The organism is Citrobacter sp. Awk 4, from assembly GCF_028069725.1.
In the GTDB taxonomy this organism is placed as follows: Bacteria; Pseudomonadota; Gammaproteobacteria; order Enterobacterales; family Enterobacteriaceae; genus Citrobacter_D.
Genome location: NZ_JANEWG010000079.1, coordinates 1 through 13,461, shown reverse-complemented (window position 1 = coordinate 13,461; position 13,461 = coordinate 1). Strand labels below are relative to the sequence as shown.

General features: G+C 51.6%; 13 protein-coding genes. 5 read left to right on the top strand and 8 right to left on the bottom strand.

Translation table 11 applies throughout. The annotated features are described in order from the left end of the window. Nucleotides 1-623 precede the first annotated feature (623 nt). A complete protein-coding gene (gene galR / locus NNO04_RS21230) occupies nucleotides 624-1,661 on the top strand; it encodes an HTH-type transcriptional regulator GalR (RefSeq protein ID WP_271446346.1) in 1,038 nt (345 codons plus the stop codon). A gap of 4 nt (nucleotides 1,662-1,665) precedes the next feature. Then, nucleotides 1,666-2,682, top strand: coding sequence for a LacI family DNA-binding transcriptional regulator (locus NNO04_RS21225; protein WP_271446345.1), 1,017 nt, complete (start codon nucleotides 1,666-1,668; stop codon nucleotides 2,680-2,682). Here NNO04_RS21225 and lysA read toward each other — a convergent pair. Next, a complete protein-coding gene (gene lysA, locus NNO04_RS21220; protein ID WP_271446344.1) occupies nucleotides 2,674-3,936 on the bottom strand; it encodes a diaminopimelate decarboxylase in 1,263 nt (420 codons plus the stop codon). The two genes, NNO04_RS21225 and lysA, sit on opposite strands and share 9 nt — an antisense overlap. Before the next feature lie 119 nt (nucleotides 3,937-4,055). On the opposite strand from lysA, the gene NNO04_RS21215 reads away from it, so the two are divergent. Next, complete coding sequence (locus tag NNO04_RS21215) at nucleotides 4,056-4,991, top strand: LysR family transcriptional regulator (protein ID WP_271446343.1); 936 nt, start codon at nucleotides 4,056-4,058, stop codon at nucleotides 4,989-4,991. Here NNO04_RS21215 and NNO04_RS21210 read toward each other — a convergent pair. The 5 genes from NNO04_RS21210 to NNO04_RS21190 all read right to left on the bottom strand — a co-directional run bounded on the left by NNO04_RS21210 (nucleotide 4,963) and on the right by NNO04_RS21190 (nucleotide 10,123). Then, a complete protein-coding gene (locus NNO04_RS21210) occupies nucleotides 4,963-5,670 on the bottom strand; it encodes an aspartate/glutamate racemase (protein WP_271446342.1) in 708 nt (235 codons plus the stop codon). The two genes, NNO04_RS21215 and NNO04_RS21210, sit on opposite strands and share 29 nt — an antisense overlap. A gap of 189 nt (nucleotides 5,671-5,859) precedes the next feature. Continuing rightward, entirely contained in the window at nucleotides 5,860-6,621 is a 762-nt protein-coding gene (gene kduD / locus NNO04_RS21205; protein ID WP_271446341.1) for a 2-dehydro-3-deoxy-D-gluconate 5-dehydrogenase KduD, read from the bottom strand. 56 nt (nucleotides 6,622-6,677) lie between these two features. Continuing rightward, the gene (gene kduI, locus NNO04_RS21200; RefSeq protein ID WP_271446340.1) at nucleotides 6,678-7,514 is read right to left on the bottom strand and encodes a 5-dehydro-4-deoxy-D-glucuronate isomerase; all 837 of its coding nucleotides are present in this window, start codon (nucleotides 7,512-7,514) and stop codon (nucleotides 6,678-6,680) included. A 442-nt stretch (nucleotides 7,515-7,956) separates the two neighbouring features. After that, the gene (locus NNO04_RS21195) at nucleotides 7,957-9,135 is read right to left on the bottom strand and encodes an acetyl-CoA C-acetyltransferase (RefSeq protein WP_271446339.1); all 1,179 of its coding nucleotides are present in this window, start codon (nucleotides 9,133-9,135) and stop codon (nucleotides 7,957-7,959) included. A gap of 112 nt (nucleotides 9,136-9,247) precedes the next feature. Beyond that, nucleotides 9,248-10,123, bottom strand: coding sequence for a LysR family transcriptional regulator (locus tag NNO04_RS21190; RefSeq protein WP_271446338.1), 876 nt, complete (start codon nucleotides 10,121-10,123; stop codon nucleotides 9,248-9,250). Nucleotides 10,124-10,227: 104 nt separating this feature from the next. Between NNO04_RS21190 and NNO04_RS21185 the strand changes: the two genes are divergently transcribed. Both NNO04_RS21185 and NNO04_RS21180 read left to right on the top strand, forming a co-directional pair. Then, nucleotides 10,228-10,683 carry a multidrug/biocide efflux PACE transporter gene (locus NNO04_RS21185; RefSeq protein WP_271446337.1) on the top strand — a complete coding sequence of 152 codons (456 nt, stop codon included), beginning with the start codon at nucleotides 10,228-10,230 and terminating at the stop codon, nucleotides 10,681-10,683. A 142-nt stretch (nucleotides 10,684-10,825) separates the two neighbouring features. Continuing rightward, nucleotides 10,826-12,055, top strand: a complete 1,230-nt coding sequence (locus NNO04_RS21180) for an amino acid permease (RefSeq protein WP_271446336.1) — start codon at nucleotides 10,826-10,828, stop codon at nucleotides 12,053-12,055. Between the two features lie 63 nt (nucleotides 12,056-12,118). On the opposite strand, the gene NNO04_RS21175 is transcribed toward NNO04_RS21180, so the two are convergent. After that, nucleotides 12,119-12,586 (bottom strand): hypothetical protein, encoded by a 468-nt coding sequence (locus tag NNO04_RS21175; RefSeq protein ID WP_271446335.1) that lies wholly within the window; start codon nucleotides 12,584-12,586, stop codon nucleotides 12,119-12,121. Continuing rightward, a complete protein-coding gene (locus tag NNO04_RS21170) occupies nucleotides 12,576-13,421 on the bottom strand; it encodes a winged helix-turn-helix domain-containing protein (protein ID WP_271446334.1) in 846 nt (281 codons plus the stop codon). The genes NNO04_RS21175 and NNO04_RS21170 overlap by 11 nt, the downstream gene beginning before the upstream one ends. Nucleotides 13,422-13,461: the final 40 nt, after the last annotated feature.

The following is a 13,461-nucleotide window of genomic DNA, read 5'->3' as shown; positions in this document are numbered from 1 at the left end:
AACATTTGCAGTTGCCAGACCGCAAGGTGTTTTAACAAATCAAAAGGGGTTTTAATAACTGGCTCAAAGCTGAAAGCTTTACTGAACCCCCAGCCTAGCTGGGGGTTTTCTATAGACAAAAAAAACCTGCGCATCTGCGCAGGTCGGTGCAAGAGACAGGGTACGAAGTGCGTACCGAATAATCTCACCAATCAATACCTCTGGGATCTTGATTGTGGTCTCCACACTGAATGTACGCCAGTGCGAAAACGCAAAGGAATGAACGCAAATGAAACGAGTTGTGTAAAATACACGTTACTGTTACAGATTCTCGTAAATGCAAAAAAAAACCTGCGCATCTGCGCAGGTTGGTGTAATTCGTGTGATCAACCCGAAAGCTGATTTCACCTATCAATACCTCTGGGATCTCGACTCTATCAATTCACGCTAATTCCTCACCAGCGAACAATCGAAACAGCCTTTAGCAAAGTGTAACCAAAGGTTTGCATTGTCTATTTTCTGTCTTACTTCATTCGTGTGCGCTCACATTTGCGAAGTCAGGATGGGCAATCTGCTTGAATAGCCCCTCTTTTTCCGTAACACTGACAGGATGTAAGCGTTTACCCTCAATAGGTACTAGTGTCATGGCGACCATAAAGGATGTGGCCCGACTGGCTGGTGTTTCAGTCGCCACCGTTTCTCGCGTGATCAATGATTCCCCGAAAGCCAGTGAGGCGTCTCGTCTTGCGGTGAACAGCGCGATGGAATCTCTCAGTTATCACCCCAATGCCAATGCCCGCGCCCTTGCCCAGCAATCGACAGAGACAGTGGGCCTGGTGGTGGGTGATGTTTCCGATCCTTTTTTTGGCGCGATGGTGAAAGCTGTTGAGCAAGTGGCCTATCACACCGGTAATTTTTTACTGATTGGCAACGGCTATCATAACGAACACAAAGAGCGTCAGGCGATTGAACAACTGATCCGTCACCGCTGCGCCGCACTGGTCGTTCACGCAAAAATGCTCCCGGATGCCGAGCTGGCCTCGCTCATGAAGCAAATTCCCGGCATGGTATTGATCAATCGGATCCTGCCCGGATTTGAGAAACGCTGTGTCGCCCTGGACGATCGCTACGGCGCCTGGCTTGCCACCCGCCACCTTATTCAGCAAGGGCACACCCGGATCGGCTATCTGTGTTCAAACCACACTATTTCGGATGCGGAAGACCGTCTGAAAGGTTACTACGACGCGCTGGCAGAGAGTCAACTGCCGTGTAACGATCGGCTGGTGACCTTTGGCGAACCCGACGAAAGCGGCGGCGAACAGGCCATGATGGAGTTGTTAGGCCGTGGGCGAAACTTCACCGCAGTCGCCTGTTATAACGACTCAATGGCGGCTGGCGCCATGGGGGTATTAAATGATAACGGCATCGACGTCCCTTCGAAGATTTCCCTGATTGGCTTTGATGACGTGCTGGTTTCCCGCTATGTACGCCCACGGCTTACAACCGTTCGTTATCCTATTGTGACGATGGCAACTCAGGCAGCGGAGCTGGCACTCGCGTTGGCGGAAAATCGTCCTGCGCCGGAAATCACTCATGTGTTTAGCCCCACTCTGGTCCGTCGACACTCTGTTTCGACGCCGACGGAGTCAGGGAATCCTTCGTCAAACGAATCATCGGAATAGCGTCATGACAACAATGCTGGATGTTTCACGTCGTGCGGGCGTATCAAAAGCGACTGTTTCTCGCGTACTGAACGGGACGGGACAAGTAAAAGAGAGCACGCGGCAAAAGGTTTTTAAAGCGATGGAGGCCTTAGAATATCGCCCCAATTTTTTGGCGCGATCGCTGGCGAACCGTACCAGTAACAGCATTGGTCTCGTGGTGTCGACGTTCGACGGATTCTACTTCGGTCGGCTGTTGCAACAAGCCTCGCGGCAGACGGAATCTCACGGTAAGCAACTGATCGTCACCGACGGGCACGACACGCCCGAGCGCGAGCAAGAAGCGGTGCAGATGCTTGCCGACAGGCAATGTGACGCCATCATTCTCTATACCCGCTATATGAGCGAAAAGGCGATCATGGAGCTTATCAATACGATCGCCATGCCGCTGGTGGTGATAAATCGCGACGTCAGCCTGGCACGGGATCGCGCCATCTTTTTCGAACAAGAAGACGCCGCCTTTCAGGTCGTGGATTATCTGATCTCGCAGGGCCATCGCGATATCGCCTGCATTACCGTTCCCATCCACACTCCAACCGGAAAATCTCGCTTAATGGGGTATCGGAAGGCTCTGGAGAAAAACGGCATCGACTGGGATCCGGCAAAGGTAAAATACGGGGACTCCAGTATGATGCGTGGTTACGATGCGTGCCGTGAATTGCTCGATGAAGGCGTAGCGTTTAGCGCCCTTTTCGCCTGTAACGACGATATGGCGTTGGGCGCATCAAAAGCGCTACACCAGGCTGGGCTTCGGATCCCACAGGATATTTCACTGTTTGGCTTTGACGATGCCCCCAGCGCAAAATGGCTTGAGCCGGGGCTTTCTACAGTCTATCTGCCTATTGATAGTATGATCACCACGGCGATTGACCAGGCCATACGGTTGGTCAGCGGCAAAGCGCTGGAACCCATCCCTCCCTTTACGGGAACCCTGGTACTCCGTGATTCCGTCACCACCGGACCGTATTACCGATCAGAATAACTCCAGCGCCAGCAGTTCTTCGATTGTCTGACGACGGCGGATCAGTTTTGCTTCGCCGTTATCAAACAGCACTTCCGGCAGCAGTGGACGGCTGTTGTAGTTTGAGGACATGGAGGCGCCATACGCTCCCGTATCGTGCAGCACCAGATAATCACCGGGAGCCACCGCCGGTAACGCGCGGGTTTCCACTTTACCGCCTTCCTGTTGAGTAAACACATCACCAGATTCGCACAGCGGACCCGCAACGACAGTATCCACCAGAAGCGCCGTTTCCAGCGAGCGTCCATCTGCCGCCAGGGCGCTGATACGGTGATAACTGCCGTACATGGCCGGACGCATGAGATCGTTAAAACCCGCATCCACCAACACAAAGTGTCGGCTCCCCATCTGTTTTACGCTGCGTACCTGCGTTACCAGGACACCGGATTGCGCGACCAGAAAGCGCCCTGGTTCAATTTCCAGCGCCACATGGTGCCCAAGGTGACGCGCAATTTGCTCACGCGCGGCATTCCACAAACCGTAATAGTGCTGCGTATCAACAGACTCTTCATCGTCGCGGTAGGGAATCGACAACCCACCACCTGCGGAAATCGCCTCCAGATCCTGACCACATTCGATAACCTGACGCACCATCGCGCCGCACACCTGCTCCAGGTGACCATAGTCAACGCCAGAACCGATATGCATATGAATACCCACGAGTTTAAGCTGGTGGCGTTGTATTACCGCCAGGGCTGCCGGCAGATCGGTATGCCAGATACCGTGTTTGCTGTTTTCGCCACCGGTATTGGTTTTTTGGCTATGACCATGACCAAACCCCGGATTCACGCGCAGCCATACCCGATGTCCGGGAGAAACCTGACCGAGCTGATCCAGCATGTCCACGGACCCTGCATTGACCGGAATACGCAACTCGCTAACACGGGCGATCGTAGCGGCGTCAATCACATCGGCGGTGAATACAATGTCATCCGGGTGCGTTTGCGGATTGTACCCCGCCGCCAGCGCGCGCTCGATCTCGCCCAACGAGACGGAGTCAACCTTCACCCCTTGCTCACGCATCAAGCGCAAAATATGGATGTTCGAGCAGGCTTTCTGCGCGAAACGCACCACATCAAACTGTTGCAGGGCGGCAATCTGGCGACGAATAACCTGTGCGTCATAGACCCAGACCGGGCAACCAAACTCAGCCGGTAAGTGAAGCAAATTCTCAGCGTTAAGCGAGGTCTCTGTACAGTTCAGCGAGTGTGGCATAGCGGGCTCCGGGCAAGATATTTTTTATGATTACGCCACAACCTGAAGAGAATAAAAAATATCGTTTTATCGAAAGTCTATGCAAAAATGATATGGATTATCTCCATTAAGGAAAACCGATGGCCGCCGTGAATCTTCGTCATATTGAAATCTTCCATGCGGTGATGACCGCCGGGAATCTGACCGAGGCGGCAGCCCTGCTGCATACCTCGCAACCGACCGTCAGCCGGGAACTGGCGCGGTTCGAAAAAGTGCTGGGATTAAAGCTCTTTGAACGGACTCGCGGACGTCTACACCCCACGGTGCAAGGGTTACGGCTGTTCGAGGAAGTCCAGCGCTCCTGGTATGGTCTGGATCGCATTGTGAGCGCGGCGGAAAGTTTGCGCGAATTCCGTCAGGGGGAGTTGTCGGTAGTCTGTCTGCCGGTGTTCTCACAGTCCTTTTTACCGACCCTGCTGCAGCCTTTTCTTGCCCGCTATCCGGATGTCAGCCTGAACATTGTTCCGCAGGAATCGCCGTTGCTGGAAGAGTGGCTTTCCGCGCAGCGCCACGATCTCGGTCTGACAGAAACCCTGCATGCGCCGGCGGGGACTGAACGCACCGCGTTGCTCACGCGAAATGAAGTGTGCGTTCTGCCCTCAGGTCATCCGCTTGCGGCAAAGTCCGTGCTGACGCCTGACGATTTTCAGGGGGAAAATTACATTAGCCTGTCACGCACAGACAGTTACCGTCAGTTGCTGGATACGCTGTTCAATGAGCATCAGGTTAAGCGCCGGATGGTCATCGAAACCCACAGCGCCGCCTCGGTCTGCGCGATGGTGCGCGCAGGTGCCGGGATCTCCGTCGTCAACCCGTTTACCGCCCTCGATTATGCGGCAAGCGGTGTTATCGTGCGGCGTTTCAGTATCGACGTACCGTTTACCGTCAGCCTGATCCGCCCCTTACACCGCCCATCTTCCGCGCTGGTAGACGCGTTCAGTGAACATCTACAAACCTCGTTACCGCGCCTTATCGATCCGCTGGACGCTATTCTGTCGCAGACGACGAAAGCATAAACTCCACCGCATCTGCGGCATGAATTGCGGCGGTATCAAACACCGGGAGCGCGCTATCCGCTTCCGGGACCAGCAAGCCAATCTCGGTGCAGCCAAAAATGACGCCCTGCGCGCCTTGCGCCGCCAGGCTCTCGATCACCTGCAGGTAATAACGGCGTGACTGCGCGGAAAACTCGCCAAGGCACAGCTCATCGAAAATAATCTGGTTAATTTTGTCACGCGCGTCAGCCTCCGGGACCAGGGTTTCAATAGCAAACTGCTGCGCCAGCCGTCCCCGGTAGAAATCCTGCTCCATGGTATAGCGCGTTCCCAACAGTGCTACCCGCGTCATATTTTGCCGGGTAATTGCGCGCCCCGTCGCATCGGCAATATGCAAAAACGGCAACCGGCAACGAGATTCAATGGCATCCGCCACTTTATGCATCGTATTGGTACACAACACGATCCCTTCCGCGCCTGCCTGCTCAAGTCCCAGCGCCGCCTGTGCCAGAATATCGCCCGCTTTGTCCCATTCGCCGCGACTTTGGCACGCTTCAATTTCATGAAAATCAACGCTATGCAGTAACAGGCTCGCAGAGTGCAAACCGCCCAGACGTTGTTTAATCCCTTCGTTGATTAAACGGTAGTAGGGAATGGTGGATTCCCAGCTCATGCCGCCCAGCAAACCAATCGTTTTCATTGCGCACTCCTTCGTTGAACACGAATAGCAGTGAAACAAAGTTATGATTACGTTTCCAGTTCAATTGTGATGCGACGAGCGCAGAGGGAATGTCTTTCTGAGGATTTCAGGCTAGCGAAGAGAAGAAGGGAAAAATAGCGACAAATGCCCGACCCGCTTTCGCAGTATCGGGCATTGACGGTTGGCGAATTAACGCGCCAGCCAACCGCCGTCAACAGCCACGGTATAGCCGTTGATGTAATCAGACGCGCTGGAGGCCAGGAAGACAATCGGCCCCATCAGATCGCTCGGCAGACCCCAACGACCCGCCGGGATACGGTCGAGGATCGCCGCGCTGCGCTCTTCATCAGCACGCAACTGCTGTGTATTGTTGGTCGCCATATAGCCCGGCGCAATCGCGTTCACGTTGATGTTGTGCTTCGCCCACTCGTTCGCCATCAGACGGGTTACACCCATAACGCCGCTTTTTGATGCGGTGTAAGACGGAACGCGGATACCGCCCTGGAAGGAGAGCATGGACGCGATGTTGATGATTTTGCCGCCGTTACCCTGAGCAATAAAGTGCTTCGCCGCAGCCTGAGACATGAAGAACACGCTCTTAATGTTCAGGTTCATCACGTCGTCCCAGTCTTTTTCACTGAAATCGATCGCATCGTCACGACGGATCAGGCCCGCGTTGTTGACCAGGATATCGATATGACCAAATTCCGCCACTGCACGCTCCAGCAGAGCCGGAATACCGTCGATCTGACGCAAATCAGCGGTCAGACTTAAAAAGCGACGGCCCAGCGCGGTAACGCGTTCAATCGTTTCTGTCGGTTCAACGATGTTAATCCCGACAATGTCGCAGCCCGCTTCAGCCAGACCCAGCGCCATACCCTGACCAAGACCGGTATCACAACCCGTAACAACCGCTACTTTACCTTCGAGAGAAAATGCATTCAGAATCATTGTAAACCCTTAATTTTTTAGTACCTGTCACGGACAGGCATCATTGCCGTTCGCGACTAGCGCAGATCTTTTACTGCAACGTGGTCCATGTCATCAAAGACCTGGTTTTCGCCCACCATGCCCCAGATAAACGTATACGCTTTGGTGCCGACACCGGAGTGAATCGACCAGCTAGGCGAGATTACCGCCTGCTCATTGCGCATCACGATATGGCGCGTTTCCTGCGGTTGCCCCATCATGTGGAAGACACAGGTGTCTTCGTCCATGTTGAAATAGAAGTACACTTCCATACGGCGTTCATGGGTATGGCACGGCATGGTATTCCACAGGTTGCCTGGCGCCAGCTCAGTCAGCCCCATGCTCAACTGGCAGGTTTCCAGAACATCCGGAACAAAATATTTGTTGATGGTGCGACGGTTGCTGGTGACGTTGTCGCCTAAAGTGACCGGAGCCACATCGGCTGGCGTCACTTTTTTGGTTGGATAGGTGGTGTGCGCCGGTGCGCAGTTGTAGTAGAACTTCGCTGGTTTGGCAGTATCTACACTGGCAAAAACCACTTCTTTCGCGCCTTTACCCACATACAACGCATCGCGATGACCAATTTCATAGCACTGGCCGTCAACGGTAATCGTGCCCGGACCGCCAATGTTGATCACGCCTAATTCACGACGTTCCAGGAAATAGGTCACGCCCAGTTGCTTACCGACTTCACCGCCTACCGAAACGGATTTCGCCACCGGCATAATACCGCCGACGATAATGCGATCGATGTGGCTGTAAACCATGGTGTATTCGTCAGCCACAAACACGCTTTCAACTAAAAACTCATTGCGCAGTTCCTGGGTGTCCAGCGTTTTCGCGTGCGCACTGTGGATACTCTGTCTTACGTCCATATTTACCTCCAATGATAAATTGACCGTGAATTCCTGAACGGAGAGCGAAACGCTGTTCCGTTTAACCTAATGAGGCCATGATATCCCTCCGCGAATCTGTTTTCAATTATAAATAAAACAACGTTTCATTTTTGTGGGTTTTATTGTCAAAAGTGTCGTTCCGATCACGGTCAGAAACTGAGCATCAAAAAAATCTGAAGTAATTCATTTAAAAACAAATAGATAAAATAAAAAATTGAGATGATTACCCTGGAGATAGACGATGTGTAGAAAACTGAGTGGAGATGAGGGGGCGGTTATGACGCGTTTTTTCATCAAGTTGCGTCATGAATCACAAATAGTGAAACGCTGTTTTGATAAATTATTCTTCGTTCGAGTGTTTCTGTAACTGGTCTTTGCCCTCCGTGTGGAGGGCTTTTTTATGCGAGCGGTAAACTGATGATTAATCTCTTTCGATGGCCAGGGCCACGCCCTGCCCGCCGCCGATACATAACGTCGCCAGCCCTTTACGCGCTTTACGTTTGACCATTTCATGCACCAGCGAAACCAAAATTCGACAGCCCGAAGCGCCAATGGGATGGCCGAGGGCAATCGCGCCACCGTTGACGTTCACCCGACGTTCATCCCACTCCAGCATTTTTCCCACTGATAGCGCCTGAGCGGCAAACGCTTCGTTAGCTTCGATAAGATCCACATCTGCCAGCTGCCAGCCCACCCGTTCCAGACAGCGACGAGTGGCATAAACGGGGGCGATTCCCATCAGCGCCGGGTCCACGCCGACACTGGCAAAAGCACGAATACGCGCCAGTATGGGTAAATTCAGCTCTTGCGCTTTGGACTCACTCATCATCATAACGGCGGCAGCGCCATCGTTAATTGACGAAGCATTTCCTGCCGTGACCGATCCCAGACGATCGAACGTGGGATCCAGTCTGGCCAGCCCTTCAGCGCTGGCATCGGTCCTCGGCTGTTCGTCTGTATCAATCACCCTTGATTGTCCATTACGCTGGGTGATAACGGGCACGATCTCATCTTTAAAGCGGCCCGCATCGATTGCCGCACGCGCTTTTTGCTGAGAGCTGAGCGCATAGGCGTCCTGCAACTCGCGGCTGATCCCGTATTCCCGCGCCAGATTTTCAGCGGTCACACCCATATGGTAATCGTTGAACGCATCCCACAAACCGTCGTGAACCAGGCTGTCAACCAGTTGGCTGTTGCCTAATTGCGCTCCGGTGCGGCTGTCAGTGAGGACATGCGGTGCGCGGCTCATGTTTTCCTGGCCGCCCGCAATCACAATATCTGCCTCACCGCATTGGATAGCCTGAGTTGCCAGATGCAACGCCTTTAGCCCTGAGCCACACACATCGTTGATCGTGATAGCGGAAACCGTATTCGGCAACCCGCCTTTGATGGCGGACTGACGAGCAGGATTCTGCCCTGCTCCTGCTGTGAGAACCTGACCGAGGATAACTTCATCGATGGCATGTACATCAACCCCCGTGCGCGCCAATAACGCTTTCACAACCACACTGCCAAGCTCAACGGCAGAATGAGGTGCCAGCGTTCCCTGGAAGCAGCCAATGGGAGTCCGTAATGCCCCAACTATCACAACCTCTTTCATTACCACCTCTGCGCAAAATAACACCGCAATAGTAGAGGATTGTTAAAAACTTGTTGCCTTGAATGTTTAAAAAAAGTGAGTTTTATCACAAAGGAAATGCGTATCGCTGTGGCTACGACGCGACACGCCCCTGCTGTAAATGGTATCGGAGCCAGCTTCCCGCAGCCCCTGGGGGAGATTTCTTATTCCAGAGAAGATCGATCGAGATAGCCCTGGGCCAGCCAGGCACATCCAGTTGAACCAACGGTTTCTCAGCGGCAAACTCTTCAACCAACGCACAAGGCAGCGCGCACCAGCCGAATCCCTGCACCGCCATACTGAGCAATAATAAATAGTTAGGTGCGGACCAGACCGGGCCTCTCGCCACGTTGGCGCCGCTTTCAAAATAGGTATTCAGCCGCAGCTCTCGCCAGGTATGCAGTTGATCCCAGGAGATTTTTTCCTGCATCGCCAGCGGGTGTGTCGCGGCGACATACAGTCCCATCCAGGTTTGCATTGGCAACCGCGTGACCCCCATGTCCGTGGGGTAGTCGTCACGGGCCTCTATCAGACCCACCTGCGCGCGTCCTTTTTGCAGCAGATCGATAACATCCTCATCTTCACCGATCAGACATTCAAACTCGGTATGCGGAAATTGCCGATCGAACTGCACCATCAGTTCTTCGAGCACATCCGGATGCAGAGTGTCGGAAAGGACGAAGGTCAGGCGCGCTTCCGTTTCTCCAGACAACGTCACTGCCACTTCATCCAGACGGTCGCTCGCCGACAAAATCGCCTGCACATAACCGAGCACCCGCTTTCCCTCTTCCGTCAGCACCGGTTGCCGCGACGTTCGGTCAAACAACGAGAAACCGAGATCGGCTTCCAGGTGCGCTATCGCCGTACTGATGGTCGACTGGCTTTTACGCAGCCGCCGTGCCGCCGCAGAAAAGGAACCGCAGGAGACGGTTTCTACAAATGCCGTTAATGCTTCAGGAGAGTAACGCATGAACTATCTACTTTATCGATGGATACTATCTTTTAGATATCACATAAAGCGATAAAATGCGCAGAATTCCACCTTATTGCGAACATAAAAGAAGGTTTCACGCTATGCAACACGATGCCATACAACGCCGCTCCTTACCTGAGCGTATTTTTCATGCCGTCTGCTTTGAGGGCATCGCAACGGCTATCCTCGCCCCAACAACGGCATGGTTGATGCAGCGCTCTGTTCTCGAAATGGGAGGCCTCACCGTGCTGTTGGCAACCACCGCGATGATCTGGAATATCATCTATAACGCGCTGTTTGACCGTTTTTGGCCTGCGCATCTGGTCAAACGTACCGCCAAAGTCCGCGCCTTTCATGCCCTGGGATTTGAAAGCGGCTTTATTGTGATTGGGGTGAGTATTGTGGCGTATGTGCTGAGTGTCAGCCTGCTACAAGCATTCACACTTGAAATAGGTTTCTTCCTGTTCTTCCTGCCCTATACCATGCTCTATAACTGGGCCTATGATACCTTGCGTCACCGTGTGACCAAACATCGTCAGCAGCGTGTTACTGCCTGATGACTCTCTGATTTGCCGGGGTCGCTGTGATTCCGGCATTTTATCTGTCCGCTCCCTCTCTGTTTAAGCCTCCCTCAACAACCCCTGCTTGTGGTAAATTATGCTTCTTTTTTGTTTATTTTATAGTTGATACGTTCAGATAATGTCGAAAATTTGGTCAAAAGAAGAGACTCTCTGGAGTTTCGCGTTATATGGAACTGCCGTTGGTGCAGGAACCCTCTTCCTCCCCATACAGTTGGGTTCAGCGGGGGCGATTGTTCTGTTTATCACCGCGCTGGTCGCCTGGCCATTGACTTACTGGCCGCACAAGGCGCTGTGTCAGTTCATCCTCTCTTCTAAAACCTCGGCAGGAGAAGGGATCACCGGCGCGGTAACACACTACTACGGTAAAAAGATCGGTAGCCTGATCACCTCGCTGTACTTTATTGCCTTCTTTGTGGTCGTGCTGATTTATGCCGTGGCGATCACCAACTCGCTCACCGAACAGGTGGCAAAACACCTACAGGTAGACCTCCGCATCCGTATGCTGGTCAGTCTGGTGGTGGTGGTGACGCTGAACCTGATTTTTCTGATGGGACGCCATGCCACTATTCGCGTGATGGGATTTTTGGTGTTTCCGCTCATCGCCTATTTTTTATTTCTCTCACTCTATTTGACCGGAAGCTGGCAGCCCTCTTTATTGACCAGCCAGATGTCTTTCGATCAGCACACGCTTCATCAGGTATGGATATCTATTCCAGTGATGGTTTTCGCTTTTAGCCATACGCCAATTATTTCCACGTTTGCCATCGACAGACGTGAAAAATATGGCGAGCAGGCCATGGGTAAATGCAAAAAAATCATGAAGGTCGCCTATCTGATCATCAGCCTGAGCGTGTTGTTTTTCGTCTTCAGTTGTCTGCTCTCCATCCCACCCGCATACATTGAAGCAGCCAAACATGAGGGCGTAACGATTCTGTCCGCGCTGTCGATGATGCAAAATGCCCCCGCCTGGCTGTCGATTTCCGGGATCATTGTCGCGGTTGTCGCCATGTCAAAATCGTTTCTCGGCACCTATTTCGGTGTGATCGAAGGGGCTACAGAGGTGGTGAAAACTGGCTTACAGCAGGTTGGGGTGAAAAAAAGCCGCGCCTTTTATCGCGCGCTTTCCATTATGCTGGTTTCGGTGATCACCTTTATTGTGTGCTGCATTAACCCAAATGCAATCTCAATGATTTACGCGATCAGCGGCCCACTCATCGCCATGATTTTGTTCATCATGCCGACGCTGTCGACCTATCTGATCCCGACGCTAAAACCCTACCGCTCATTGAGTAATCTGATTACCCTGATTGTCGGCCTGCTCTGCGTTTCCGTGATGTTTTTTGGCTAACGCCCCTTTTAACGGCTCACACACCTGATAAGGTTGAGCCGTTAAATTCCCCCTCGATTCTCGTTAATTCACATCCATACAGAGCAACGACGGCGAGCCCACAGTGGTAAATGCCCACCCTTCCCGATACTTATTAATCAAAAGCGAAAATGAAACGCCACTTGCTAAATAAAACGCGGGGAGTGCTTTTTGCTTAACCGTGTCTTTTAAGTTATCGGAAGGAAACTGAACAATACTGCTGCTGGTGAGAATATAGTGTTTACGTATTTTTTCATAGGTGAAATAAATCACACGACTCACTTTATAAAGTTGGGCGTCAGAGGTTTTCAAAATACCAGTAAGGGTAATGATCCCCTGACGGTTATGCATTTGATAAGAAATATCACCTGAGAATACCTCATGATTAATATCCCAAACCGCATAACCACTACAATCTATCCTTGGGTTAATTTTTTTTGAATACCAGACATGCCCCCCTAAAACCAGAGAGAGCAGGATAACAATTGCGAACAAGAGTATTTTAGTTTTCATTATTAATCGAATAATAAGTTGTACATTTGGTGGAGGTCTTTTTTCTGACATCCTGTGGGCAAATCACGGCAGCAATATTTTTGGCACTATTCACTCCAGAGAGAAAGATATAGTTATTCTCGCGGCATAATTCATGATGCTTTCGTATAAATCGCAGGTATTGATTTTTCAGCGCATCATTTCCGTTCTGAAGTACAGTGCAGGAAGATAATTTATCCGTAGCCAACAGGTCATACGACGATAACAAGGATTTCTGGTGCAGAAAAAAGGTACCCATTACTCCACCGATAATAGCAACCAGCAGTGATAAAGAAAGAAACAGGACAGAAAGAGGAAAACGAAACGACAGTATTTTCACTCTCTTCTGCGCGACAATAATCGGTTCAACAACTGGTTCAACAATTGGTTCAACAACGGGCGCTTCAACCGGTGGCGTTACCACTGTTGCCGCTGCAGGTGTTGCCGCAATCTCGTGAGCCTGAATATCAGCTGAAATCATAAGTCCGCGGCGAGCAATGGTTTTGATAAGATCGCGAGGTAAGCCGATATATTCTAATGCATTTCTGAGAATAAGAATGGTTTGATAAAACGTATTTGCCGAGGTCACGCTGTTCTTCTCCCCCCACCCTGCTGCGATAAGTTCATTCTGCGAAACGACGTTTCCATTATTCATTATCAGGCATAAAAGAATCAGGCTTGCAGGATTTTGCAGGGTAACTATTTCATCTGTAACACTATTTGATAACGTACGTTCCCTGGTGTGAAAGTAAACCAGGTGATTAATAGTGTAAAATCCAGCATATTTTAACACGGCAGGCACAGCATTCTCGTTCATATTGATATCGTGAATATAATGCTACAAAATTCTTATATTG

Excerpts from the sequence above, each read along its gene's own strand:
- galR (WP_271446346.1), top strand. The coding sequence starts at position 624 with ATGGCGACCATAAAGGATGTGGCCCGACTGGCTGGTGTTTCAGTCGCC.
- NNO04_RS21225 (WP_271446345.1), top strand. The coding sequence starts at position 1,666 with ATGACAACAATGCTGGATGTTTCACGTCGTGCGGGCGTATCAAAAGCG.
- lysA (WP_271446344.1), bottom strand. The coding sequence starts at position 3,936 with ATGCCACACTCGCTGAACTGTACAGAGACCTCGCTTAACGCTGAGAAT.
- NNO04_RS21215 (WP_271446343.1), top strand. The coding sequence starts at position 4,056 with ATGGCCGCCGTGAATCTTCGTCATATTGAAATCTTCCATGCGGTGATG.
- NNO04_RS21210 (WP_271446342.1), bottom strand. The coding sequence starts at position 5,670 with ATGAAAACGATTGGTTTGCTGGGCGGCATGAGCTGGGAATCCACCATT.
- kduD (WP_271446341.1), bottom strand. The coding sequence starts at position 6,621 with ATGATTCTGAATGCATTTTCTCTCGAAGGTAAAGTAGCGGTTGTTACG.
- kduI (WP_271446340.1), bottom strand. The coding sequence starts at position 7,514 with ATGGACGTAAGACAGAGTATCCACAGTGCGCACGCGAAAACGCTGGAC.
- NNO04_RS21195 (WP_271446339.1), bottom strand. The coding sequence starts at position 9,135 with ATGAAAGAGGTTGTGATAGTTGGGGCATTACGGACTCCCATTGGCTGC.
- NNO04_RS21190 (WP_271446338.1), bottom strand. The coding sequence starts at position 10,123 with ATGCGTTACTCTCCTGAAGCATTAACGGCATTTGTAGAAACCGTCTCC.
- NNO04_RS21185 (WP_271446337.1), top strand. The coding sequence starts at position 10,228 with ATGCAACACGATGCCATACAACGCCGCTCCTTACCTGAGCGTATTTTT.
- NNO04_RS21180 (WP_271446336.1), top strand. The coding sequence starts at position 10,826 with ATGTCGAAAATTTGGTCAAAAGAAGAGACTCTCTGGAGTTTCGCGTTA.
- NNO04_RS21175 (WP_271446335.1), bottom strand. The coding sequence starts at position 12,586 with ATGAAAACTAAAATACTCTTGTTCGCAATTGTTATCCTGCTCTCTCTG.
- NNO04_RS21170 (WP_271446334.1), bottom strand. The coding sequence starts at position 13,421 with ATGAACGAGAATGCTGTGCCTGCCGTGTTAAAATATGCTGGATTTTAC.